A 20,486-nucleotide genomic window follows, 5' to 3' on the forward strand; every position below is an offset into this window, starting at 1 on the left:
GAAATTAATCATACTTACGCAAGACCATGGAGGATTGACCAAATTGTTCAATAAAAAAAAGAAACGTTTTGTCGTTTTAGACATAAATGAATATGTTATCAGAGCCATTGTCATGAGTACTTCAAATGTGAGTGAAGGAGAGGTTTTTGAGTCTAGTATACCACCTGGAATTATTGATGGAGATGTCATTAAAGATGAAATGGCTTTGTTTGAATTATTAAAAGAGCTTATCCAAAAATGGGGGATAAAAAAGGCCGATGTTCGTTTTTTTGTTCCAGATAGCTCTATTATGATGAAGACATTTGAGCATCCGGGAGACATGGAATCCTCTAGGTTAAAAGGATATGTGGAAATGGAGCTTGGCCGTACAATACATCTTCCCTTTACGCAACCTCTTATAGATGTGTACGATGATACACCGAACGATGGAGAAGCTACACTTTTTGCAGCTCCCTCTGAGGAAGTGACTAAAATGGCAGGCATTTTAGATGATTTGTCTTTGCATCCAACTCATGCAGATATAAAAGCCCTCTCAACTATTCGCTTTTTGGATAAAAGTAAAAGTTTTGTAACAGGTAAGATTTATCTAATTACTGATTGGTCGATTAACGGTATAAATATTTCTATTTATACTCCTGGTAAGCTTGAATTTTTACGCTACCAATCGATAGAAACCTCAATACTAGATTGGAAACCTAGTGAGAAGACGGAGCAAAATCTAGAATTTTATTTTGAAGGTGACTTGGAAGAATATCGTGCACAGCTGATCGATCAGATTGCAGAAATTGACCGTATATTAAACTTCTATCGTTTTTCTTTATATAAAGGAGAAAAAGAAGTAAATGAAATTATTATTTTAGGTGATTCTCCGGAAATGGATTATATTGTTTCGCAAATGCGTGTTAATTATGATACTCCTATTCGATTTGTAGATGATAGTAATGTTCAAGCGATTTACCCAAATCTGAAAGCAAAATATATATCTCTTATCGGACTTGTACATAAGGAGGCATTATAATGGTTCCTGAAATTAATTTATTGCCTCCAATAGAAAGACGAAAATCTAGTAATCTTTTAGTGATCATAGGAGCTATCTTAGTAGGATTACTCTTAATTTTTCTATGCATTCAATACTTTTCTTTAAAGAGTGATTTGAAATCTTTGAGTAGTAAGGAAACAGAGATTTCTGTGGAAAGGGACTTGCTGAGCTCTGAGGTTGATGCAATGCAAACAGGAAATCAAGGAAGTCTTTCTTCTTCCGTTACCTTTGTAGAGAGTGTTTCATACCCTGTAAGTCCTTTAATAGATGAAATTCAATCCTTACTAGTAGTAAATACTTATTTGCGTAATTATGAGTTTAATGAAGAAGGAGTTTTACTAAAGGCAGATTTTGAAACAATAACTGAGATATCTGCTTTTATTGAAAAGCTGTTAAATAGCCCTTATTTCCATGATGTTAAGGTTGAAAAACTTTCTAGCTTTGAGCCCTTAGGAGAACAGGATACGGAAAGTGAAACGATTGACTTTGATGCACAATGGAGAAATTCTGTGATTTTATATTTAGAAATCGAGAATGTTTATTTACGAGAAGGGGGTCCCCAAAAGTGAATGGATTAGTAAGTAATAAACAGACAGGATATCTTCTGTTAGTTGCTCTAGTAGCAGTATTACTCGGTGCCTTATACTTTTTTCTCATCAATCCATTGAAGGAAGAAAAGGAATCTAAAGAAGTTATTATCAGCAATGTCCGTAATGAAATAGACTTGCTTAGTACGCAGCTAAATACATCGGTAGTGGAGGAAGAAAATACTTTTCTTTTAGAAAAAAAAGTTCCTCTTACACGTGAACTAGATAGGCTTGTTCAATCAATTGAAAAAGTTGAACTAATTAGCGAGGCAAGGATAGCGTCGATTGATTTTAATAATTATGATGAAATCGTGGCAGATTCTTCATTGGCAACTACTGAAACAGAGGTACCTTCAAATGAACCAGTTATAACAGAGGAGGAACTTTTAGATGGAGAGTTAGCGCCTGATACACCAGTCTCGCCAGTAGCTAATACTACACTCCCACCCCAATTAAAGTTAATCACATTTAAAATTACGGTGTGGGCGAAGGACTATGATCACCTAAGTACATTTATCAAAGAGATTGAAAGCTTAGAGCGTATTTATCGGATAGATGAAATTGAATTTTCACTAGCTGGAGAAGAAGAACTCTATGATAGAGATACTCAGGAGGCTGTAAGTGCAACTATTCAAGTCACCACATTCTATTATGGGGATGAATAATTTTACCTTCTTCTTGTGTAAATCTTATCTTCTCTCATTTTAATAGATAATAAAGCATGGATTGGAAGAATATATATGTCGATATCTCAAGTGTGTATTTATATAGCTGTATATATCCTTCCGGCCCTATTTTTGTTTGGTTTAGCATGTGTCGTAATGTCCCGGCAGTCAAGGCGGCTGGAAAATAGATTGGTAGCTGCCATTTTGACAACCTACAGTATCTTTTTTTTAATCGAGTTCTTTCGGCATCTTCTCCCCATTGAATATAGCTCTCCAATATCAGGGGTTGTTTTTAGCCTTATTGGTTTGTTAATAGTGGGGTTCTCCTTTCATTTGTATATCCATGTTGCCAACATACAAAAGCGGTTACATAAGTTTGGTTATCCATTTATCTTTTATTTACCACTTTTTTTGATGCTGGTTGTTCAAGTTCTTTTATGGGGAAAGCTTCCTTCTTTTATACATGAGCATAAAGGTATTTGGTATGTGCCTGTATTTAACGGTGTATATTACACCATGTTGACCTTTTCAGGTATCTTGAATATCTCGATGTTAGTAATTCTATTACTCGGGTTGCGTAAGGCGAAGAATATACAGCGACACAAAATGTTACATTTCTTGATAGGTTGCACGGTATTATCTCTTACAATAAAGATTGGGCTGGGATATCCAAATTTTGGAGAGTATATACCACCTTATCCGTTTCTCTACGAAGGAATCGTATTCTCTGTTTTTATCGCATTTTCCTTCCTGCATAATGATTTGTTACCGAATATATCGAGGCGTTACCGAACACTGTTCGATATTAGTCCTATTCCTATCATAATTGTAGATGGAAACTTAGATATATTAGAGATTAATAAACAAGGCAGATTTCTCCTTAATATGAGTGATAGTATAGATAAGAACTTGCTGAAATATGCTCAGACGGATCATAACAAAAATGTAGTTCGGAGGCTAATTTACGAACTTCAACAAACAGGAACGCTTCGAGATTACCCCTTAGCATTAGATAATCTATTTATGGATGGAATCTTACATTTTTCTATAGATGCTAAGTATGTAGTCACGGGTAAGGAAAGAACATACTACGCTATGCTTCGAGATGTAACTAGCGAGGTTGAAAAGGAAAAGATGATTATGCATATGGCCTACCATGATGTGCTTACGGATTTGCATAATCGGGCATTTTTTGTCACTCATATTAACAAGAGACTCATAGAGTTATCAAGAAGACCTTCAATTGAGGCATATTTTATTTTGCTAGATTTAAATCATTTTAAAACGATTAATGATAGCTTTGGTCACAATATTGGGGATCAGGTGCTCCAATATACTGCGGAATTATTAAAAGATGCAGTAAGTGAAAGAGATTTAATAGCACGTTTTGGTGGCGATGAATTTGTATTATTTTTAGACAATTTTCCATCGCGTGAAGTATTTGACGCTTGGCTCTTGAGATTGCGTAGAACATTTAGCGAAAATAAATTTACATATAATAATATTCAGATTGAGATAACACCAAGTATCGGAGTATCCTTTTGCCCCGATCAAGGAGTAACTTTTGAGGATCTTTTTCACGAAGCTGACTTGAATATGTACGAAGATAAAGAAAGCTTAAAAAGCAGGAAATAGGGTGTTTGGATGGAAATAGTAATTGCAGTGTTGATTTTTGTATATGGATTGATTTTTGGCTCCTTTTACAATGTGGTTGGTCTAAGAGTACCTAAGGGTGAGTCTATTGTTCGGCCACCTTCTCATTGCACTATATGTAATAGAAATTTAACAGCAAGAGACTTAGTGCCTGTATTTTCTTATGTCTTTTTGAAGGGGAAATGTCGAGGTTGTGGAACTAAAATCCATTGGGTATACCCTGTTATTGAGCTTTCTACTGGCCTATTTTTTACCTTTGCTTATATTCAGCTTGGTTTTACATGGGAATTGCTTGTTGCTCTTTTGTTTATTTCATTATTAATAATTATCACCGTTTCAGATATCGCGTATATGCTTATACCGGATAAAATCCTTTTGTTCTTTTTAATACCATTGGTGATTGGTAGGTTTTTTTCAACTTTAACCCCTTGGTGGGATAGCATTGTTGGAGCGGTCATTGGGTTCGGGATTTTATTTTTAATCGCTATTGTGTCGAAAGGAGGAATGGGCGGTGGTGATATTAAGCTGTTTTTCGTCATCGGCCTTGTGTTAGGAACAACTCCTACTTTAGTGACATTATTTTTAGCCTCTATTATTGGAACTGTGGTTGGGGTTATCACGCTTCGAATCTCTAAGCAAGGTAGAAAAACACCTATTCCATTTGGACCATCTATTGCAGTTGCCGCTATTATTTCTTATTTTTACGCAGAGTCAATTGTCGATTGGTATATCAATTTGTTTTTTTAACTCGATAAATTTTAAGGACAGGCCGACAAAGGTCTTGTCCTTTTTTATATGGTGAATGGTAAAGTGGTCAAAAAGAGGTGATTGTATGCCATTTAGAAAAAAAAATCCTAAAAAAATGGTTTTGCTGGCAGGATTACAAGGACTTGTTATAGGTGTGGTAGGTGTTTTATTGTTTGGTTTATTTTTGAATATGGCTAACGATCGAAAGTTAGAGGGAGAGGGAAAAGAAAAGAACGAAACAGAGACCCCAGTAACCGGAAAGGAAAATGCACCCGAGGGAGATAAGATAGATGTATCTGCAAATCCATCGCTGACTTTCAAGGCTAGGCAATATGGAATGTTTTCCACGAAAGAAAGTGCAATTTCCTTTATGGCAGTTGAGCCATCCTTAGAAAGAGCAGGAATAGTTCAAGCAGAGGGACAGTTTTACATTTGGAGTGATTTATATGTGAATGAAGTGTCTGCAGTAAGTTCAGAGGCATTGCCTTCATTTGTAAAGAATTTCTATGTATCCACGAGTGCGTGTGAGAATCCAAAAGTAAAAAATTTAATGACTCTATTAACAGAAGAAAACTTATCTAAAAATTTTTTTGATTCTATTGCAAGCAAGGATAAATATCCTGAAGACCTAGCAACAATCGTGCAAGCGGTAACAACGTTTTCAGACAATCCTTCAGTCATCCGACTACATGTTTTTACACATTATTTGGAACAAAATAATTGTGTAAAATTAAGTTTTTAAGCCTGAAAACAGTTCGAAATGGAATAGTCGCGTTTTTTATACAATTTTCATTTTCTCCATTATTTTGTATGCTTAGAAAAAGGAGGAGATACAATGAAAGTTATTGCAAACAATAAAATTATATTAGCTAGTGAGTCACCGAGAAGAAAGGAGCTTTTCTCTCGATTAGGAGTGCCTTTTGAGGTGAAGGCGTCAGGTATAAAGGAGGAAATCGAAGGGGAATTACCACCAGAGGAATTTGCTCTAGCAATTGCTACAAAAAAAGCTGACGAAATAGTACAACGAAATAAGGAAGCAATTGTGATTGCAGCAGACACAACGGTTTACTTAGGAGAAACGTTATTATCTAAGCCTGTAGATAATAATCAGGCGAGAGAGTTTCTTCGGGCTCTGTCCGGCAAAGAGCATAGGGTAATTACAGGTGTGTCTATTCGCGGAGCAGGTCTGTCAATCGGCTTTGCAGAAACGACAACCGTTACATTTTATGAGCTGACAGATGATCAAATTGATGCTTATGTTGCTACAGGAGATTCTCTTGATAAAGCGGGGGCTTATGGGATTCAGACGCTGGGTGGGATGTTTGTAGAAAAGATTAATGGAGACTACAATAATGTGGTAGGTCTACCACTCAGCCGATTGTTCCATACACTTCTTACTTTAAACGTTATCCAAATAGATAAGGAGGATTTTCTATGACTGTAAATACTCCGCCTTCTTTGATGATTAGGGATGTACATATTGCCGATAGGCCTAGAGAAAGATTGATCAGACAGGGTGCAGAAAGCTTATCTAACCAAGAACTGCTAGCCATCTTGCTTCGTACAGGAACGAAGCAAGAGTCTGTTCTACACCTAGCCAATCGTGTACTTGGTTTTTTTGAACAAATTCAAGAATTAAAAAATGCTACGATGGAAGAAATGATGACAGTTAAAGGCATAGGCCAGGCAAAGGCTGTTCAGTTATTAGCGGCAGTTGAACTAGGAAAAAGATTGTCTCAGCAAAAAACAAATGAAAAGTTTACTATTAGGTCCCCGAAAGATGCAGCCACTTATTTGATGCCCGAGATGGCCTCCCTCACTCAAGAACACTTCGTAACTTTGTTTCTAAATGTCAAAAACCAAATATTACACAAGCAAACCATTTTCATCGGCTCATTAAATGCTTCCATTGTTCATCCAAGGGAAATATTTCGAGAAGCGGTAAAACGTTCAGCCGCCTCCATTATTTGTGCACACAACCATCCTTCAGGTAACCCGTCTCCTTCGACAGAAGACATCGATGTGACTAAGCGTCTCATGGAGGCTGGAAGGCTGATGGGCATTGAACTTCTTGACCATGTAATCATTGGAGATCATCAATTTATCAGCTTAAAAGAAAAGGGGTATATGTGACACTGTGCATTTTCCTTTCTTTCCGTTATAATAAGTGTTATTACTTAAAGAATAAGTGAAACTTGTTTGGGATAGAAAGGGAGTAAAAAATAGTGTTTGGATTTGGATCAAGAGACGTAGGAATAGACTTAGGAACAGCGAATACGCTTGTTTTCATTAAGGGGAAGGGCATTGTATTAAGAGAGCCCTCCGTTGTAGCTAAAAACGTACAAAATGGTGATATTGTAGCAGTAGGTAATGATGCTAAAAACATGATTGGCCGTACTCCTGGTTCTATAGTGGCGATTCGCCCAATGAAGGATGGGGTTATCGCTGACTTTGATACTACATCTGCAATGATAGAATACTACTTAAAAAATGCGATGAAGGCATCTGGAATGTCTTGGAGTAAGCCAAATGTCATGATTTGTGTTCCTTTTGGCATCACTTCTGTAGAACAACGTGCAGTTATTGATGCTGCAAAGCAAGCTGGAGCTCGTGAAGCTCTAACAATCGAAGAGCCGTTCGCTGCTGCGATTGGTGCTAATTTGCCAGTTTGGGAACCTACGGGAAGTATGGTCGTTGATATAGGTGGGGGAACTACAGAAGTTGCTGTTATTTCTCTAGGCGGTGTTGTTACTAGTGAATCTGTACGTGTTGGCGGAGACGCAATGGACCAAGCAATCACTAGCTATGTACGTAAAACTTATAATTTAACGATTGGTGAACGTACTGCTGAAGCTATTAAAATGGAAATCGGTTCTGCACGTGTGATGGAAGCAGAAGAAATGATGGATATTCGCGGACGTGATTTAGTAACAGGCTTACCAAAAACTATTGAAATTTCCTCCAAGGAAATTGCTAGTGCTTTACGCGAATCAATTGCTTCAATTATCGATGGAGTGAAAAAAACGTTGGAACAGACTCCTCCAGAATTATCTGCGGACGTTATGGAGCGTGGAATCATGCTAACTGGTGGTGGAGCATTGCTACGTAACTTAGACAAGGTAATTAGCGATCAAACGAATATGCCTGTATTTATAGCTGAAAATCCGTTAGATTGTGTTGCAATTGGGACTGGTAAAGCGTTAGATCATATGGGATTATTAAAACGTCAACAAACAAAAGGTTAAGGGGAAGTGAGATATGCCACAGTTTTTTTCAAATAAGCGATTAATCTTGCTACTTGTAGGGATGATTTTTCTTGTGGCACTCATCAGCTTTTCTTTGCGCGATCGAAATCATGCATCATTGCCAGAGCAATTGATCAAAGATGTAGTCGGTTTTGGACAAACAATGTTTTCCAAGCCGACTCAGTATGTTTCTGGTATTTTTAATAATGTAGATTCTTTACTCAATACATATGATGAAAACCAAAGATTGAAAGCAAGATTAGAAGATTATGCCTCCTTACAAGCAGATGTTAATTCCTTAAAACTTGACAATGAAAGATTACAAGAAATTCTAGACAAAAAGGACGATCTACGAGACTTCAATCCGATCCAATCGACGGTAATTGCTCGTAATCCCGATCAGTGGGAAGAAAAAATTATTATCAATAAAGGGGAAATTCATGGTGTCCAGCCTAATATGGCTGTGATGACTGCCAAAGGCCTTATAGGTAAAGTAATTTTAACTACTCCTTACACGTCAACCGTTGAACTTATGTCTACTCAAAATCCTAATTACCGGGTCTCAGCAGTTATTGCTAGCGAAGAGGGAGAGGTTTTTGGACTAATCGAAGGATATGATGAAACTAGAAAAGAATTAATACTGAAAAGAATTGATTCAGAGTTTAAAGTGGAAAAAGGGCAAAAAGTTACTACTTCAGGTTTAGGTGGAATATTCCCGAAAGGAATCATAATAGGTGAGGTGACTGAGGTTACCACCGATGATTACGGTTTAACAAAACTTGCTTATATTAAACCTTCGGCAAGCTTCTCTATATTGGAACATGTAATCATTGCTAAGCGTTCTATCAATCCGGTAGACGGTTCGGATGGTGACAATACAGAGGCTGACTTGACGGAAGAGGCAGGGGATGGCTCATGATAAGATATCTAGTAGTGATCATTTCGGTTCTATTATTTTATATGGAACCGATTTTTGGTCTTTTCTCACCGATTGAGCTGAACGATCAACTTTATACATTAGTTCCAAGATTTTTAATCATATACTTGATTTTTGTTTCCATTTATTACAATAGAAAAAGAGCAATGTTATATGGTTTATTGTTTGGCCTCTTGTATGATGTCTTTTTCATTGATATTATTGGATTATATTCTTTTATTTACCCTCTAATGTGTTTAGTGGCAAGCTTTATCGTAAAATTTATCCATCAACATCTGATAGTAGCTACACTTCTCTCATTAGTTTTGGTGGCAGTAGTAGAAACCTTACTGTTCTTTTTCTACACGGCCATCGGTATTAAATTCATGACATTTACAACTTTCTATCAACATAATCTCATCCCAACGATGATTGCGAATCTCATTTTTATTTTGATGTTCGGGTGGGCTTTTAAATATATTCTTCTATATCGGTTTAATCAAAAAGCATTACTTCTTCAAAAATAATTGTTTTTGGTTGACAGTAGATCTGAGGTGACTTGATTGACAAAAAAGCAGTTAATATCGATTAAAGGGACGAAAGAGGGCCTTGTATTACGTTTAGACGATCAGTGTTCATACACAGAACTTTTAGAAGAATTAACGAAAAAGGTTTCTGATGAAGGTTTTGAAGGCCAGGCAGAAGTACTCTTACAACTTGGATATCGATATTGTAATGACGAGCAGGCAAAAGAAATTATCAACTGTGTTCAACAAACAGAGCATCTTCGCGTTTCGAAAATACAGAGCGAGGTTATGGCTGTTGAAGAATGTAATAGAAGATTAATAGAAAATCAATCAGAGACTTACGTCGGAATAGTACGTTCTGGACAAGTTATCAAAGCAGAAGGTGACCTCGTTGTCATAGGGGATGTCAATCCGAATGGACGAGTAGTTGCAGGCGGTAATGTGTTTGTACTTGGACGATTAAAAGGAATCGCGCATGCTGGTTCAAATGGTAACAGAGAGGCTGTCATCGCAGCATCATGGCTAGAGGCAACCCATCTAATAATTGATAGTGTTATAGAAACGATGACAGATGAGTTAAGTGTCTTATCTGAGCAGCCTGAAATGGAATGTGCTTATTTACATACTAATGGCTCTATAGCTATCGATCGCTTACAGGAGCTAAGATTAATAAGACCAAATCTATCAACATTTAAAGGAGGAAGCTAATGTGGGAGAAGCAATCGTAATAACTTCAGGTAAGGGAGGAGTCGGTAAAACGACGACCACTGCTAACCTTGGTACTGCATTGGCTTTGCAAGGTAAGAAAGTTTGTTTAATGGACACAGACATAGGTCTAAGAAACTTAGACGTAGTTCTTGGACTAGAAAATAGAATTATTTATGATTTAGTAGACGTAGTAGAGGGCCGCTGTAAAATACATCAGGCGCTTGTAAAAGATAAGCGTTTTGAGGACAAGCTATACCTGTTGCCAGCAGCACAAACTACGGATAAAAATGCAGTGACACCAGAGCAAATGAAAAATCTTGTAACAGAACTAAAAAGAGATTATGATTATGTTCTCATTGATTGCCCTGCTGGTATTGAGCAAGGGTACAAAAATGCTATTGCCGGAGCAGATAAAGCAATTGTTGTCACTACACCAGAAATTTCGGCAGTGCGTGACGCAGATCGAATTATTGGACTGTTAGAGCAAGAGGATTCCATCGATCCACCAAAATTAATCATCAATCGTATCCGTCAGCATTTAATGCAAAGTGGGGATGCTTTAGATATTAACGAAATCACTACACATTTATCCATAGACTTACTTGGAATTATAGCTGATGATGAGAATGTCATTACCTCATCTAATAAGGGGGAGCCTGTAGTAATGGATCCTTCCAACCGCGCAGCGCTTGGATACAGAAACATAGCTAGACGAATTCTAGGAGAATCCGTTCCGTTAATGTCAATGGATACACCTAAAAAAGGCGTCATTTCGAAGATAAAATCAATTTTTTCTAAATAAAAAATGACTAAGCTATTTATAAAGATTATATAAGGCACTTTCTGTTCGATTTGAACAGAAAGTGCCTTATTTACATTATCTATATTTTATTTTTGTGTTACCTTGTCACTTCAAATGAATCTGTTGGGTTAAATTTAGTCCAGGCTGTTGTTATGTTCTTTGATTTCAAACTTTCAAGAAAAAATACCCTTACCTCTTTTATTCATGAAATGGGACAGATAGTCATATATTTTTTTAGGGGGAATGTTATGCTATCGAAAAAAAAATGGATGCTTGCAATTCTATTAGTATTTCTATTCATCGTTATGGACAAATTTGAAAAAAACGATGTGCTATCTACAAACTATTCAAATACACTTTTAGCACCTCAAAAGCCGACGGAAATTTATCAAAAAGTTAGGGAATGGATTACCCCAAATGAAGACGTGGTGACGGTTAGTGCACCCCTTTTAGAACATCCAATGCTTGAGTACAGTACCATCCAACCATATGGTCAAGGAGCAGTGCTTTCAATCAGTGCTTCCCAAAAAATTGGTGCTTCTGAAAATGGTTTAATTATATTTACCGGCTATACGAAAAAAACTGGGAAGACTATTTCTATTCTATATGACAATGGAGAAACGGTTACTTATGGATTTGTGGAAGAATTCTATCAGCTACCATATACAACCGTAAATGCGGGAGACATATTTGCATCAGTAAAAAGAGATATTCTGTATGTTCAAGTAGAGAAGGATGGAGAAACTTTAGAGACAACGGATATTGTCGACTGGCTTGCAACAAATTATGAAGAGTAGGCTTTTCAGAATTCATCCTATTATGATTCCCTTTCTTTTATTTTTTTACCTTTCTGGCGAGATTGCAGTGTATGCAATTGTCTTTGGATCCTTAATCATTCATGAGCTAGGCCACCTAGTTGCGGCAAAAGCAGTTGGAGGAAGGGTTACGTCCTGTACTATACTTCCCTATGGTGGGGAGATAAAGATTGAGCAATTTGGAAAGTGGGGAAAAAGAGAACAGCTTATAGTTATTTTAGGAGGACCTTTCTTTACTTTGGTGGTTCTACTGGTAAGTAAGGTAGTCGATTTTCCACAAGTAGAGCTGTTAACCTATACTCAGCTAGTTATTCTTTGCTTAAATCTACTTCCGATATATCCTCTTGACGGAGGGCGAGTAATTAATTCATTATTTCCAAACCTTTATATCGAGTTAATCAGTTTTTCCTTATTGATCAGTTTGCTAATTTTTTATACAAGTTTGTACTATTTTCCTAAAGGATTATTTGTCTCGCTAATCTTTTTATTTATAGCATTACAAAATTTATCTTTTTGGAGATTTAGAAGGTACAAGCTAGCATTTGATCGTATTACGAAAAATGCTTGACTCGATTTTTTATATGTGTTAACATTTTAATGTTATTGTTTGTAGCAGCACCCGTTGCTACAACCGCTCTGAAAAGGTTTTAAGTATTCAGTCTACTGAATCACCTTTTGGAAGGCGAGTCTTAGTCTAAGAGGAGGTGCAGGTAAATGTACGCAATTATTGAAACTGGTGGTAAACAAATCAAAGTTGAACAAGGGCAAGAAATCTACATTGAAAAATTAGATGTAAATGCTGATGAAGTTGTAACTTTTGATAAAGTATTATTCGTAGGTGGAAATGATGTTAAAGTTGGTGCTCCATTCGTGGAAGGTGCTAAAGTTACAGCGAAAGTTGTAAAAAACGGCAAAGCTAAAAAAATCATCGTTTTCAAATACAAAGCTAAAAAGAACTATCGTAAAAAACAAGGTCACCGTCAACCATACACTAAATTAGTAGTAGAATCTATTAGCTTATAATATGATTAAAGTGACTGTTACAAGAGATCAATCAGGTCTTATTCATTCCTTTGAAATGAAGGGACATGCTGATTTTGCCGAGCATGGGAAGGATTTAGTATGTGCTGGTGCTACTGCTGTATCGTTTGGTGCAGTAAATGCCATCATCTCACTTACAAAAATTACACCTATTATTAAGCAAAAGGGTGACGGAGGGTATTTATACGTTGAAGTACCTAGCATTGAAAGCTCTGAAAAAGCTGCGAGTATGCAGTTGATATTGGAGTCAATGATTGTATCTTTACAAACGATTGAGCAAGATTACGCTAAGTATATAAAAATAACCTTCAAAAAGTAGGAGGTGGAACATATGTTAAGATTAGATCTTCAGTTTTTCGCATCGAAAAAAGGAGTAGGTTCGACTAAAAATGGTCGTGACTCTCAATCGAAACGTCTTGGCGCTAAACGTGCTGATGGACAATTCGTATCAGGCGGATCAATTTTATTCCGTCAACGCGGTACAAAAATTCACCCAGGTGAAAACGTTGGCCGTGGTGGAGATGACACACTTTTCGCGAAAGTTGACGGTGTAGTACGCTTTGAGCGTTTCGGCCGCGACAAGAAAAAAGTAAGTGTATATCCTGTAGCTCAAGAAGCTTAATTTACAAATAAGAGGACTGCATTTATGCAGTCCTTTTTTATTTTTAAAAATAGTTAAAAAGTATTCTTCGTTCTACGCAAAATAATTCCTTTCCTGTTATACTAGAAAGGATAGTAAACGTTGGAGCGTGTATACTAATATGAATTCTAAAAATATATCAATTAATGAAGTACTTCGTCATTCTATGCATGATTATTTAAACAATATGCATTTGATTCAAATGAATTTGGATATGGGTAGACAAGAAGAGGCTAAGCAATTAATTCGTATGTATTCACAGAAGTGCGCTCAATTCTTCGATTTAAACAACATAGGATTGTTAAAGACGAATGAATGGCTGCAGACGTTTCCGATAACGTATGGTCATATGACATTAGAGGTCCAAACAACTATAGAAAAATACGGTGCCAAAAAGTATGACACTGCTTTAAATGGTATATTGGATCAATTTGTACAATCTATTTATCCACGACTACAAGGATATCAGGAACAAATACTAAAAGTTCATATCAGTTCGACTGAATTACTAGAGATTTTAATTGAGGTTCAAGGAGATTGGACTCCTTATTCTTGGATAGACGATTCAGGAAATGAATTATTTAACATGGAAAGACTAAGCAACAGAGAAGGAAACCTGCAATTTAAGTTGGTTGCAAAGGAAAGATTGGAGTGAAATAAATGTTTGTCGATCACGTTAAGGTGTATGTAAAAGGCGGTGACGGCGGAGATGGTATGGTTGGTTTCCGTCGAGAAAAGTATGTCCCAATGGGTGGCCCCGCTGGTGGTGACGGAGGTAATGGTGGAGATGTAGTCTTTGAAGTAGATGAGGGACTGCGCACACTAATGGACTTCCGATATAAACGTCATTTTAAAGCAAATCGTGGAGTTCACGGTGGAAGTAAAAATATGCACGGAGCAAATGCGGATGATTTAATCGTAAAAGTTCCTCCTGGCACAATAGTTATGAATGAAGAAACTGGACAAGTTATTGCAGACCTTGTAGAGCATGGACAACAAGCAGTTATTGCCAAAGGTGGTCGTGGAGGACGTGGGAATTCACGTTTTGCAACTCCAGCAAATCCAGCACCAGAGCTTTCTGAAAAAGGTGAGCCAGGTAATGAATTAAATGTAACATTAGAGTTAAAGGTTTTAGCGGACGTTGGACTTGTTGGATTCCCAAGTGTAGGTAAGTCTACATTATTATCTGTAGTATCAGCAGCTAAACCTAAAATTGCTTCTTATCACTTTACAACAATTGTACCGAACTTAGGCTTGGTTGAAACGGAAGATCATCGAAGCTTTGTAATGGCAGATCTACCAGGGCTTATCGAAGGAGCACATGAAGGCGTTGGACTAGGACATCAATTCCTACGTCATATAGAGCGCACGAGAGTTATTGTTCATGTCATTGATATGTCTGGCATGGAAGGCCGCGAACCTTACGAAGACTACGTTACAATCAATGAAGAGTTAAAACAATATAATCTTCGTTTAACAGAAAGACCACAGATTATTGTAGCAAATAAAATGGATATGCCAGAGGCAGAAGAAAACCTTGAGCTATTTAAAGAGAAAGTAGGGAAAGATGTAAAGATATTCCCTATCTCAGCTGTATCTCGTCAAGGCTTGCAAGAATTACTATTTGCAATAGCAGATATTTTAGAAGATGCACCTGAATATCCATTAGAGCACATGCAAGAAGAAGAGACAGAGACATCTGTAATGTACAAACATGAGGCTTCTAAGGATGACTTTGTTATCTCAAGAGACGATGACGGGGCATTTGTATTATCTGGCGGAACTGTAGAAAGATTGTTTAAAATGACTGATTTCAGTCGAGAAGACTCTATTCGTAGATTCTCTAGACAGTTACGTGGTATGGGTATCGACGATGCACTTCGTGAACGTGGAGCGAAGGACGGAGATACTGTACGATTACTACAATTCGAGTTTGAATTTATCGAATAGGAGGAAGGGAACCGCATGAAGGATGTTACAAGCCAGCGCTTTTATCTTGTTAGAGAAGATGTGCTGACAGAAGCAATGCAAAAAACTTTAGAAGCAAAGCATCTTCTTCAATCGGGGAAAGTTTCCTCGATTTGGGATGCAGTGAAAGAAGTAGATTTGTCTCGTAGTGCTTTTTATAAATATCGTGACGCGGTTTTTCCGTTCCATTCGATTGTACAAGAAAGAATCTTAACTGTTTTTTTACAGCTAGAAGATCGAGAAGGAACGCTTGCGCGACTACTTTCCTTAGTGGCAGATTCTACATGCAATGTATTGACGATTCACCAGACAATTCCAATTCAAGGAAGAGCTAGTGTCACGTTATCATTGGATGTGACTGCCATGAATAAGGAATTGGACGAGTTTATAAACGAAATGAAGCGACTAGACTTTGTAGAATCAGCAGAAGTAATTAGCTCTGGTGCTTTGTAAGGAGTGTATGGTTTTGACAAATTTACAGATTGCCTACCTTGGACCGGAGGCTTCTTTTACTCACTTAGCAACACAGGCGTTATTTCCAACAGATTGTTTACTACCAATACGAACAATTCCAGAGTGTATTGAAATGGTTAGTAACGGACAGGTTGAGGTGGCAGTTGTTCCACTTGAAAATGCTTTAGAGGGCACGGTGCCTTTAACGATAGATTATTTATTTCATGAAGCTGAAGTAAACGTAATTGCAGAAATTTTGTCACCGATTGCTCAGCATTTGATGGTTCATCCAAATAATATGGAAAAATGGGAAAAAATCTCAACCATTTATTCCCATCCACATGCATTGGCTCAATGCCACAAATATTTATACTATCGATTTGGTAAGGTGCCTTTAGAGCAATCTTCCTCAACTGCAGCAGCAGCAAAGTATGTTTCGGAACGAGCAGATGAATGTATTGCTGCAATCGCAAATACATCCGCAGCAGCTGAATATGATTTAAAAATCGTTGAACATAATATTCATGATTTTCATTTTAACCATACTCGGTTCTTCGTGCTTTCGAAAAAGAAAAGATGTATAGAAACCAAAGGGCATAATGGACAGGTTAAAACTACTGTAATGATCACACTACCAAAAGATGATCGATCAGGAGCTCTTCATCAAGTCCTTTCTGTATTTGCATGGCGTCAGCTTAACTTGAGTAAAATCGAATCTCGACCTTTAAAAACCGGACTCGGACAATATTTTTTCATCATAGACGTGCTCGAAGACGAGAAAGCTCCAATGATGATAGGGGCAATTGAAGAGTTGAAGGCTTTAGGTTGTGAGGTTAAATCACTTGGCTCCTATTATACATACGAAACAAAAGCGGAAGTACCCTCTGAATAAATTACCCTTTATTTAATAGACCAGAAATTTTATATATTAAGAATGCCATGAACTCTCTGTTCATGGCATTCTTGTTTAATACACAGAAAAATGTTGGATATTGCTCTTTGCGAATAGAATGCGGCAAAGTAACCAACGAAATATTCATGAAAAGTATACGTATCAATCAAGTAAGTATAGATTTTCAAATGTTGAGGTTTCATTTTTCAAAAATAAAAAGCTCCTAAACCAAACTAATTTAGAAACTTTACTGTGTTCTTAATTGTTTTAAAGCAAAAATATAGTGGGCACTTTAAGAGGCTTCAACTACCCTTTAATTTTGCTCATCCATTATATACCCTTTTTTTCGAATAGCCTCTATTCCTCTTTCTAATATCTCCTCACTTGGGGCAGATAACCGATGAATGTGAACCCCTGAAGTTAGCTCTAGTAAAAAGGAAGCTTCTGTTTCTCGTACTTTTTTTAAAAATAATTCCACATCATGTCGATTGGAAACCATAATAGATGAGGTAATTTCGCCGTATACTGGGTGTTCTACAGTTACATTTTCTACTGTAACGCCAGCATCTACTAATGTTAATAACTCCTCCTCAGTCTCCTCTGATTTATGGATACATACTACGCTTTTTTTGACAGAACCAAAGTCTTCGCGGTTAGGTAATAAAATGTACCCTTGGTTAGTAGACATAATAGGATGATTGGTGGCCTTCAGCAGGGTAATATCGTTTACTATTACCTGTCTACTCACATTTGCTAATTTAGCAAGCTCAGAACCTTTAATAGGTTGGTCTTGTTCCTTGAGATAAGAACAGATCCAAGTTCTACGCTCTGCCCCTTTTAATTTTTTCATAAGTAAATTCCTCCAACCTTGCATAACAGTATAGTTGCTATTCATAAGTTTATCATGAAGGGAACTATCAATGTTTTAAAATCTGTGACCAATTTTTGTTGTTACACATATTTTAAGGTGAAGGAAGGAGGAAGACTGTGCAAATTCATATTGTTAAAAAGGGTGATACCCTTTGGAAAATATCAAGAGAGTATGGAGTTTCTTTTGATGATTTAAAAAAGATAAATGCTCATTTAGCTAATCCCGAATATATTGTACCAGGAATGAAAATCTTCATACCAGAAGCAAGGAAGACAGAAAGTATGGTACATCCTTATGGGGAGAATCGCCCAAACAAGAAGGGGATGATGGGTGATGGAACAGCTCAGCCATACGATGGCAACCTTAAACAAATTCAAAAGGCTCAGCCAATACCAAAAGCGCAACCAATTCCAAAAGCTGCACCTACACCAAAAGCTGCCCCTATACCAAAAGCCCAACCTGCACAACCAATGCCACCAATTCAGCCAAGTGTACCTGCTCCAAAAGAAAAAATTATACAAAAGTCGATACCTGTCCCCGTACCTGTACCAATTCCGATAATAGTACATGAAACTAAACCAGCACCGCAACCAAAACCAGTACCAGTACCAAAACCAGTTCCTGTGCCACAACCAGCGCCAAAGCCAGTACCTCAAGCAAAACCGGAGGTAAAACCGCAGCCTAAGCCCGTACAACCAATTCAAATTCAACCAGTTCAGCCTAAGCTAATACCTGTTCCATGTCCACCAATGCAGCATCCTATTATGTACCCTGTGCCTTGCCCGCCAATGCCTTGTCCACCTATGCCATGTCCGCCGGATCCATGTGCACACGTTCACCCGATGCATTATATGCAGCAAAATCAACCAATGGCTATTCAACCAACCCATTTTGCTCCAATGCAAATGATGCCATCGCCAGAATATGAAATGCCTTCACCAAATAGTTGGATGCTTATCGAATCTTCCAATATAGATGTAGAAGAACAGGTAGAGTACAGTGTTATGCCTAGTCATCCTCGTATGCCGGCTGTAGAGACTCTAGAGACGCAGATGACAGAAATGATGGTGGAGGAACCTTCTTCTGCTCTAGAAATGGCTAACGAGTATATGCAAAATGATCATTTTCAGCAATATCAACAGCAGAATGTTCAACAGGCATACATTCAACCACATTTTGAGCAAACCCCATGTGCATCATGTGGAGATTCACATATGAACTATGCTCAGCCACAAATGTATAGTCATAATCCGTATCACGGTGGTTATCCTTGCCCTCCACAACCATATTATCAACATGTATATCCGTGTCCACCATATCCGCATCAGCACTTTTAAATGTGGATACTTATATAAAGCAGATAAAGAAAAATGTATGGAAGTGGAAAAACGAAGATGGTGTTTTTTCTGTAAAAAAATACACTTCGGGAGAGCAAGCTGCAAAAATTCGTTATATCCATGAGGAGCTATATCGATTAGAAAAACCTTTTGTCTTACCTATAATTCCTTCAACACAGCAGGATTATATAATTCAGCCGTGGTTTAAAAATAATCGAACAGTGAGTTATAAAGACAAAAAGGATAGATCTGAGACTTATTCTTTACTTAAGAGAATGCATAGCACTAGAAAAAAGATTGAATGGGAGAAGAGTAATTTACTTTATCCTTTTAATTTAATTTCTAAGTGGCAAACTAGATTTCTAAAAGTAGATGAAATAGCTCCTTTTATAGAATCCTATATTGGTTTTAATAAGACAAAATTGCTAGTGCAATATGGGGATATGGCACTTCAAAACATTCGACCATTTAGTATGAAGAATCCGACACTATTGCATGGGGATGTCGTACATCATAACTTTTTAGCAAATGACTTTACTTATAAAATAATTGATTTTGACTTGGCGGTGTTAGGACCTAAGGAGACGGAGTACATCCTTTGGATTCACCGGGTTTTGCCTGAAATGGAGTATGATCTTGAATTGTTCCTAAACGAGTTTCCTGAGTTAGAGAAAATTATTGCAAAATATAAAGAAGCAATCATGTACCCAAATGAATTGTATAGAGAATGGTTGTATGCGTTTGCCTTGCCCGGCGAGAGGAAACAAAAGTTTATTAACCAGCTTATTCCGTATACGAACAAAGCTTTAACAAATTGGCCTAGTTTATGCTATAATTTAAGTCAGCTATAATAGTTTAATGGAGGATGGTCGCTCAAGCTATGGGCGGCCCTCTTTGTTTGATATGCTATAATGATTGTATGGAAATGGTGGGAAGCAAAGTATGTATGATTACATAAAAGGGCAGGTCACTAGAGTGACTCCTGAATATGTTGTTTTAGAGCAACAGGGCATTGGCTATCAATTGTTTACGCCAAACCCATATGCATTTAGAAAAAGTGAAGAGATAATACAAGTTTTTACTTATCTTCATATAAGAGAAGATGCTCAGCAGTTAATGGGTTTTCCTACACTTGCACAGAGAGAGCTGTTCCGAAAGTTAATACTTGTTTCTGGTATAGGTCCTAAGGGAGCACTGGCTATACTTGCAAGTGGAGAGCCTACTCATGTAATACAAGCAATAGAAAGGGAAGATGAATCATTTTTAGTTAAATTCCCTGGAGTAGGTAAAAAAACAGCAAGACAAATGATATTAGACTTAAAAGGAAAGCTAAATGACTTAATCGATATTGAGTTAATGGAATTCGATGATGAAGAACCTGGCCTATTTGTTGAAAATGAATCGGATCATGAATTAGAAGAAGCTATTCTAGCTCTCACAGCACTAGGATACTCTGAACGGGAGCTTTCAAAAATACGCCCATTACTTAAGTCAAATAATGAATTACATACTACAGACGAATTTATGAAAAAAGGATTGCAGCTATTATTTTCAGGTAAATAAGAAAGGAGGGGCTTTGT

General features: G+C 37.2%; 26 protein-coding genes and 1 other annotated feature. Of the genes, 25 read left to right on the forward strand and 1 reads right to left on the reverse strand.

The genetic code is table 11. The annotated features are described in order from the left end of the window. The first annotated feature begins 43 nt into the window (after positions 1-43). The 22 genes from pilM to pheA all read left to right on the forward strand — a co-directional run bounded on the left by pilM (position 44) and on the right by pheA (position 16,698). Entirely contained in the window at positions 44-1,018 is a 975-nt protein-coding gene (gene pilM, locus ACQKNZ_RS09270) for a type IV pilus biogenesis protein PilM (RefSeq protein ID WP_427659323.1), read from the forward strand. Continuing rightward, the gene (locus tag ACQKNZ_RS09275; protein WP_427659325.1) at positions 1,018-1,608 is read left to right on the forward strand and encodes a PilN domain-containing protein; all 591 of its coding nucleotides are present in this window, start codon (positions 1,018-1,020) and stop codon (positions 1,606-1,608) included. The genes pilM and ACQKNZ_RS09275 overlap by 1 nt, the downstream gene beginning before the upstream one ends. Next, entirely contained in the window at positions 1,605-2,291 is a 687-nt protein-coding gene (locus ACQKNZ_RS09280; RefSeq protein ID WP_427659327.1) for a potassium transporter, read from the forward strand. Before ACQKNZ_RS09275 ends, ACQKNZ_RS09280 begins: the two co-directional genes overlap by 4 nt. A 75-nt stretch (positions 2,292-2,366) precedes the next feature. Continuing rightward, positions 2,367-3,926, forward strand: a complete 1,560-nt coding sequence (locus ACQKNZ_RS09285) for a diguanylate cyclase domain-containing protein (RefSeq protein ID WP_427659329.1) — start codon at positions 2,367-2,369, stop codon at positions 3,924-3,926. Between the two features lie 9 nt (positions 3,927-3,935). After that, the gene (locus tag ACQKNZ_RS09290) at positions 3,936-4,691 is read left to right on the forward strand and encodes a prepilin peptidase (RefSeq protein WP_427659331.1); all 756 of its coding nucleotides are present in this window, start codon (positions 3,936-3,938) and stop codon (positions 4,689-4,691) included. An 85-nt stretch (positions 4,692-4,776) separates the two neighbouring features. Beyond that, positions 4,777-5,433: a hypothetical protein gene (locus ACQKNZ_RS09295; RefSeq protein ID WP_191696829.1), complete on the forward strand. Its 657-nt coding sequence runs from the start codon at positions 4,777-4,779 to the stop codon at positions 5,431-5,433. A 93-nt stretch (positions 5,434-5,526) separates the two neighbouring features. Beyond that, positions 5,527-6,129: a Maf family protein gene (locus tag ACQKNZ_RS09300; RefSeq protein WP_144535707.1), complete on the forward strand. Its 603-nt coding sequence runs from the start codon at positions 5,527-5,529 to the stop codon at positions 6,127-6,129. Further along, positions 6,126-6,824 (forward strand): RadC family protein, encoded by a 699-nt coding sequence (radC, locus tag ACQKNZ_RS09305; RefSeq protein ID WP_144535708.1) that lies wholly within the window; start codon positions 6,126-6,128, stop codon positions 6,822-6,824. Before ACQKNZ_RS09300 ends, radC begins: the two co-directional genes overlap by 4 nt. A gap of 92 nt (positions 6,825-6,916) precedes the next feature. Next, complete coding sequence (locus tag ACQKNZ_RS09310; RefSeq protein ID WP_144535710.1) at positions 6,917-7,936, forward strand: rod shape-determining protein; 1,020 nt, start codon at positions 6,917-6,919, stop codon at positions 7,934-7,936. Between the two features lie 13 nt (positions 7,937-7,949). After that, on the forward strand, positions 7,950-8,855 hold the full coding sequence (gene mreC / locus ACQKNZ_RS09315) for a rod shape-determining protein MreC (protein ID WP_144535712.1): 906 nt from the start codon (positions 7,950-7,952) through the stop codon (positions 8,853-8,855). Beyond that, complete coding sequence (gene mreD / locus ACQKNZ_RS09320) at positions 8,852-9,379, forward strand: rod shape-determining protein MreD (protein WP_151109332.1); 528 nt, start codon at positions 8,852-8,854, stop codon at positions 9,377-9,379. Before mreC ends, mreD begins: the two co-directional genes overlap by 4 nt. Before the next feature lie 36 nt (positions 9,380-9,415). Continuing rightward, positions 9,416-10,087, forward strand: a complete 672-nt coding sequence (gene minC / locus ACQKNZ_RS09325) for a septum site-determining protein MinC (RefSeq protein ID WP_144535716.1) — start codon at positions 9,416-9,418, stop codon at positions 10,085-10,087. 1 nt (position 10,088) lies between these two features. Continuing rightward, complete coding sequence (gene minD / locus ACQKNZ_RS09330; RefSeq protein WP_144535718.1) at positions 10,089-10,889, forward strand: septum site-determining protein MinD; 801 nt, start codon at positions 10,089-10,091, stop codon at positions 10,887-10,889. A 248-nt stretch (positions 10,890-11,137) separates the two neighbouring features. Then, positions 11,138-11,686 carry a hypothetical protein gene (locus ACQKNZ_RS09335; protein ID WP_195761994.1) on the forward strand — a complete coding sequence of 183 codons (549 nt, stop codon included), beginning with the start codon at positions 11,138-11,140 and terminating at the stop codon, positions 11,684-11,686. Beyond that, on the forward strand, positions 11,664-12,272 hold the full coding sequence (locus ACQKNZ_RS09340; protein ID WP_427659336.1) for a metalloprotease: 609 nt from the start codon (positions 11,664-11,666) through the stop codon (positions 12,270-12,272). The genes ACQKNZ_RS09335 and ACQKNZ_RS09340 overlap by 23 nt, the downstream gene beginning before the upstream one ends. Positions 12,273-12,323: 51 nt before the next feature. Then, positions 12,324-12,404 (forward strand) — a sequence feature (ribosomal protein L21 leader region). Positions 12,405-12,418: 14 nt separating this feature from the next. Then, positions 12,419-12,727, forward strand: coding sequence for a 50S ribosomal protein L21 (gene rplU / locus ACQKNZ_RS09345; protein ID WP_142538629.1), 309 nt, complete (start codon positions 12,419-12,421; stop codon positions 12,725-12,727). 1 nt (position 12,728) lies between these two features. Continuing rightward, a complete protein-coding gene (locus ACQKNZ_RS09350) occupies positions 12,729-13,064 on the forward strand; it encodes a ribosomal-processing cysteine protease Prp (RefSeq protein ID WP_144535724.1) in 336 nt (111 codons plus the stop codon). Positions 13,065-13,076: 12 nt separating this feature from the next. Beyond that, entirely contained in the window at positions 13,077-13,367 is a 291-nt protein-coding gene (rpmA, locus tag ACQKNZ_RS09355; RefSeq protein WP_144535725.1) for a 50S ribosomal protein L27, read from the forward strand. A 139-nt stretch (positions 13,368-13,506) separates the two neighbouring features. After that, positions 13,507-14,040: a Spo0B domain-containing protein gene (locus ACQKNZ_RS09360; RefSeq protein ID WP_427659339.1), complete on the forward strand. Its 534-nt coding sequence runs from the start codon at positions 13,507-13,509 to the stop codon at positions 14,038-14,040. Positions 14,041-14,045: 5 nt separating this feature from the next. Next, positions 14,046-15,335: a GTPase ObgE gene (obgE, locus tag ACQKNZ_RS09365; RefSeq protein WP_154310587.1), complete on the forward strand. Its 1,290-nt coding sequence runs from the start codon at positions 14,046-14,048 to the stop codon at positions 15,333-15,335. A 15-nt stretch (positions 15,336-15,350) separates the two neighbouring features. Beyond that, a complete protein-coding gene (locus ACQKNZ_RS09370) occupies positions 15,351-15,806 on the forward strand; it encodes an ACT domain-containing protein (protein ID WP_144535730.1) in 456 nt (151 codons plus the stop codon). Positions 15,807-15,819: 13 nt separating this feature from the next. Next, the gene (gene pheA / locus ACQKNZ_RS09375) at positions 15,820-16,698 is read left to right on the forward strand and encodes a prephenate dehydratase (protein ID WP_225321659.1); all 879 of its coding nucleotides are present in this window, start codon (positions 15,820-15,822) and stop codon (positions 16,696-16,698) included. Between the two features lie 313 nt (positions 16,699-17,011). Here pheA and ACQKNZ_RS09380 read toward each other — a convergent pair whose 3' ends face one another. Continuing rightward, complete coding sequence (locus ACQKNZ_RS09380) at positions 17,012-17,548, reverse strand: transcription repressor NadR (protein ID WP_427659342.1); 537 nt, start codon at positions 17,546-17,548, stop codon at positions 17,012-17,014. A gap of 137 nt (positions 17,549-17,685) precedes the next feature. Here ACQKNZ_RS09380 and ACQKNZ_RS09385 point away from each other — a divergent pair, with 137 nt between their 5' ends. The 3 genes from ACQKNZ_RS09385 to ruvA all read left to right on the forward strand — a co-directional run bounded on the left by ACQKNZ_RS09385 (position 17,686) and on the right by ruvA (position 20,469). Next, on the forward strand, positions 17,686-18,906 hold the full coding sequence (locus ACQKNZ_RS09385) for a LysM peptidoglycan-binding domain-containing protein (protein ID WP_340863374.1): 1,221 nt from the start codon (positions 17,686-17,688) through the stop codon (positions 18,904-18,906). Between the two features lie 2 nt (positions 18,907-18,908). After that, positions 18,909-19,757: a hypothetical protein gene (locus tag ACQKNZ_RS09390; RefSeq protein WP_154310591.1), complete on the forward strand. Its 849-nt coding sequence runs from the start codon at positions 18,909-18,911 to the stop codon at positions 19,755-19,757. 91 nt (positions 19,758-19,848) lie between these two features. After that, positions 19,849-20,469 carry a Holliday junction branch migration protein RuvA gene (ruvA, locus tag ACQKNZ_RS09395; RefSeq protein ID WP_427659345.1) on the forward strand — a complete coding sequence of 207 codons (621 nt, stop codon included), beginning with the start codon at positions 19,849-19,851 and terminating at the stop codon, positions 20,467-20,469. Positions 20,470-20,486: the final 17 nt, after the last annotated feature.

Origin of the sequence: Psychrobacillus sp. NPDC093200, from assembly GCF_050280345.1 — a bacterium.
GTDB lineage: Bacteria > Bacillota > Bacilli > Bacillales_A > Planococcaceae > Psychrobacillus > Psychrobacillus faecigallinarum.

Excerpts from the sequence above, each read along its gene's own strand:
- ruvA (WP_427659345.1), top strand. The coding sequence starts at position 19,849 with ATGTATGATTACATAAAAGGGCAGGTCACTAGAGTGACTCCTGAATAT.
- ACQKNZ_RS09300 (WP_144535707.1), top strand. The coding sequence starts at position 5,527 with ATGAAAGTTATTGCAAACAATAAAATTATATTAGCTAGTGAGTCACCG.
- ACQKNZ_RS09370 (WP_144535730.1), top strand. The coding sequence starts at position 15,351 with ATGAAGGATGTTACAAGCCAGCGCTTTTATCTTGTTAGAGAAGATGTG.
- rplU (WP_142538629.1), top strand. The coding sequence starts at position 12,419 with ATGTACGCAATTATTGAAACTGGTGGTAAACAAATCAAAGTTGAACAA.
- ACQKNZ_RS09275 (WP_427659325.1), top strand. The coding sequence starts at position 1,018 with ATGGTTCCTGAAATTAATTTATTGCCTCCAATAGAAAGACGAAAATCT.
- rpmA (WP_144535725.1), top strand. The coding sequence starts at position 13,077 with ATGTTAAGATTAGATCTTCAGTTTTTCGCATCGAAAAAAGGAGTAGGT.
- radC (WP_144535708.1), top strand. The coding sequence starts at position 6,126 with ATGACTGTAAATACTCCGCCTTCTTTGATGATTAGGGATGTACATATT.
- ACQKNZ_RS09335 (WP_195761994.1), top strand. The coding sequence starts at position 11,138 with ATGCTATCGAAAAAAAAATGGATGCTTGCAATTCTATTAGTATTTCTA.
- ACQKNZ_RS09380 (WP_427659342.1), bottom strand. The coding sequence starts at position 17,548 with ATGAAAAAATTAAAAGGGGCAGAGCGTAGAACTTGGATCTGTTCTTAT.
- mreD (WP_151109332.1), top strand. The coding sequence starts at position 8,852 with ATGATAAGATATCTAGTAGTGATCATTTCGGTTCTATTATTTTATATG.
- ACQKNZ_RS09360 (WP_427659339.1), top strand. The coding sequence starts at position 13,507 with ATGAATTCTAAAAATATATCAATTAATGAAGTACTTCGTCATTCTATG.
- ACQKNZ_RS09285 (WP_427659329.1), top strand. The coding sequence starts at position 2,367 with ATGTCGATATCTCAAGTGTGTATTTATATAGCTGTATATATCCTTCCG.
- ACQKNZ_RS09295 (WP_191696829.1), top strand. The coding sequence starts at position 4,777 with ATGCCATTTAGAAAAAAAAATCCTAAAAAAATGGTTTTGCTGGCAGGA.
- obgE (WP_154310587.1), top strand. The coding sequence starts at position 14,046 with ATGTTTGTCGATCACGTTAAGGTGTATGTAAAAGGCGGTGACGGCGGA.
- ACQKNZ_RS09350 (WP_144535724.1), top strand. The coding sequence starts at position 12,729 with ATGATTAAAGTGACTGTTACAAGAGATCAATCAGGTCTTATTCATTCC.
- mreC (WP_144535712.1), top strand. The coding sequence starts at position 7,950 with ATGCCACAGTTTTTTTCAAATAAGCGATTAATCTTGCTACTTGTAGGG.
- ACQKNZ_RS09290 (WP_427659331.1), top strand. The coding sequence starts at position 3,936 with ATGGAAATAGTAATTGCAGTGTTGATTTTTGTATATGGATTGATTTTT.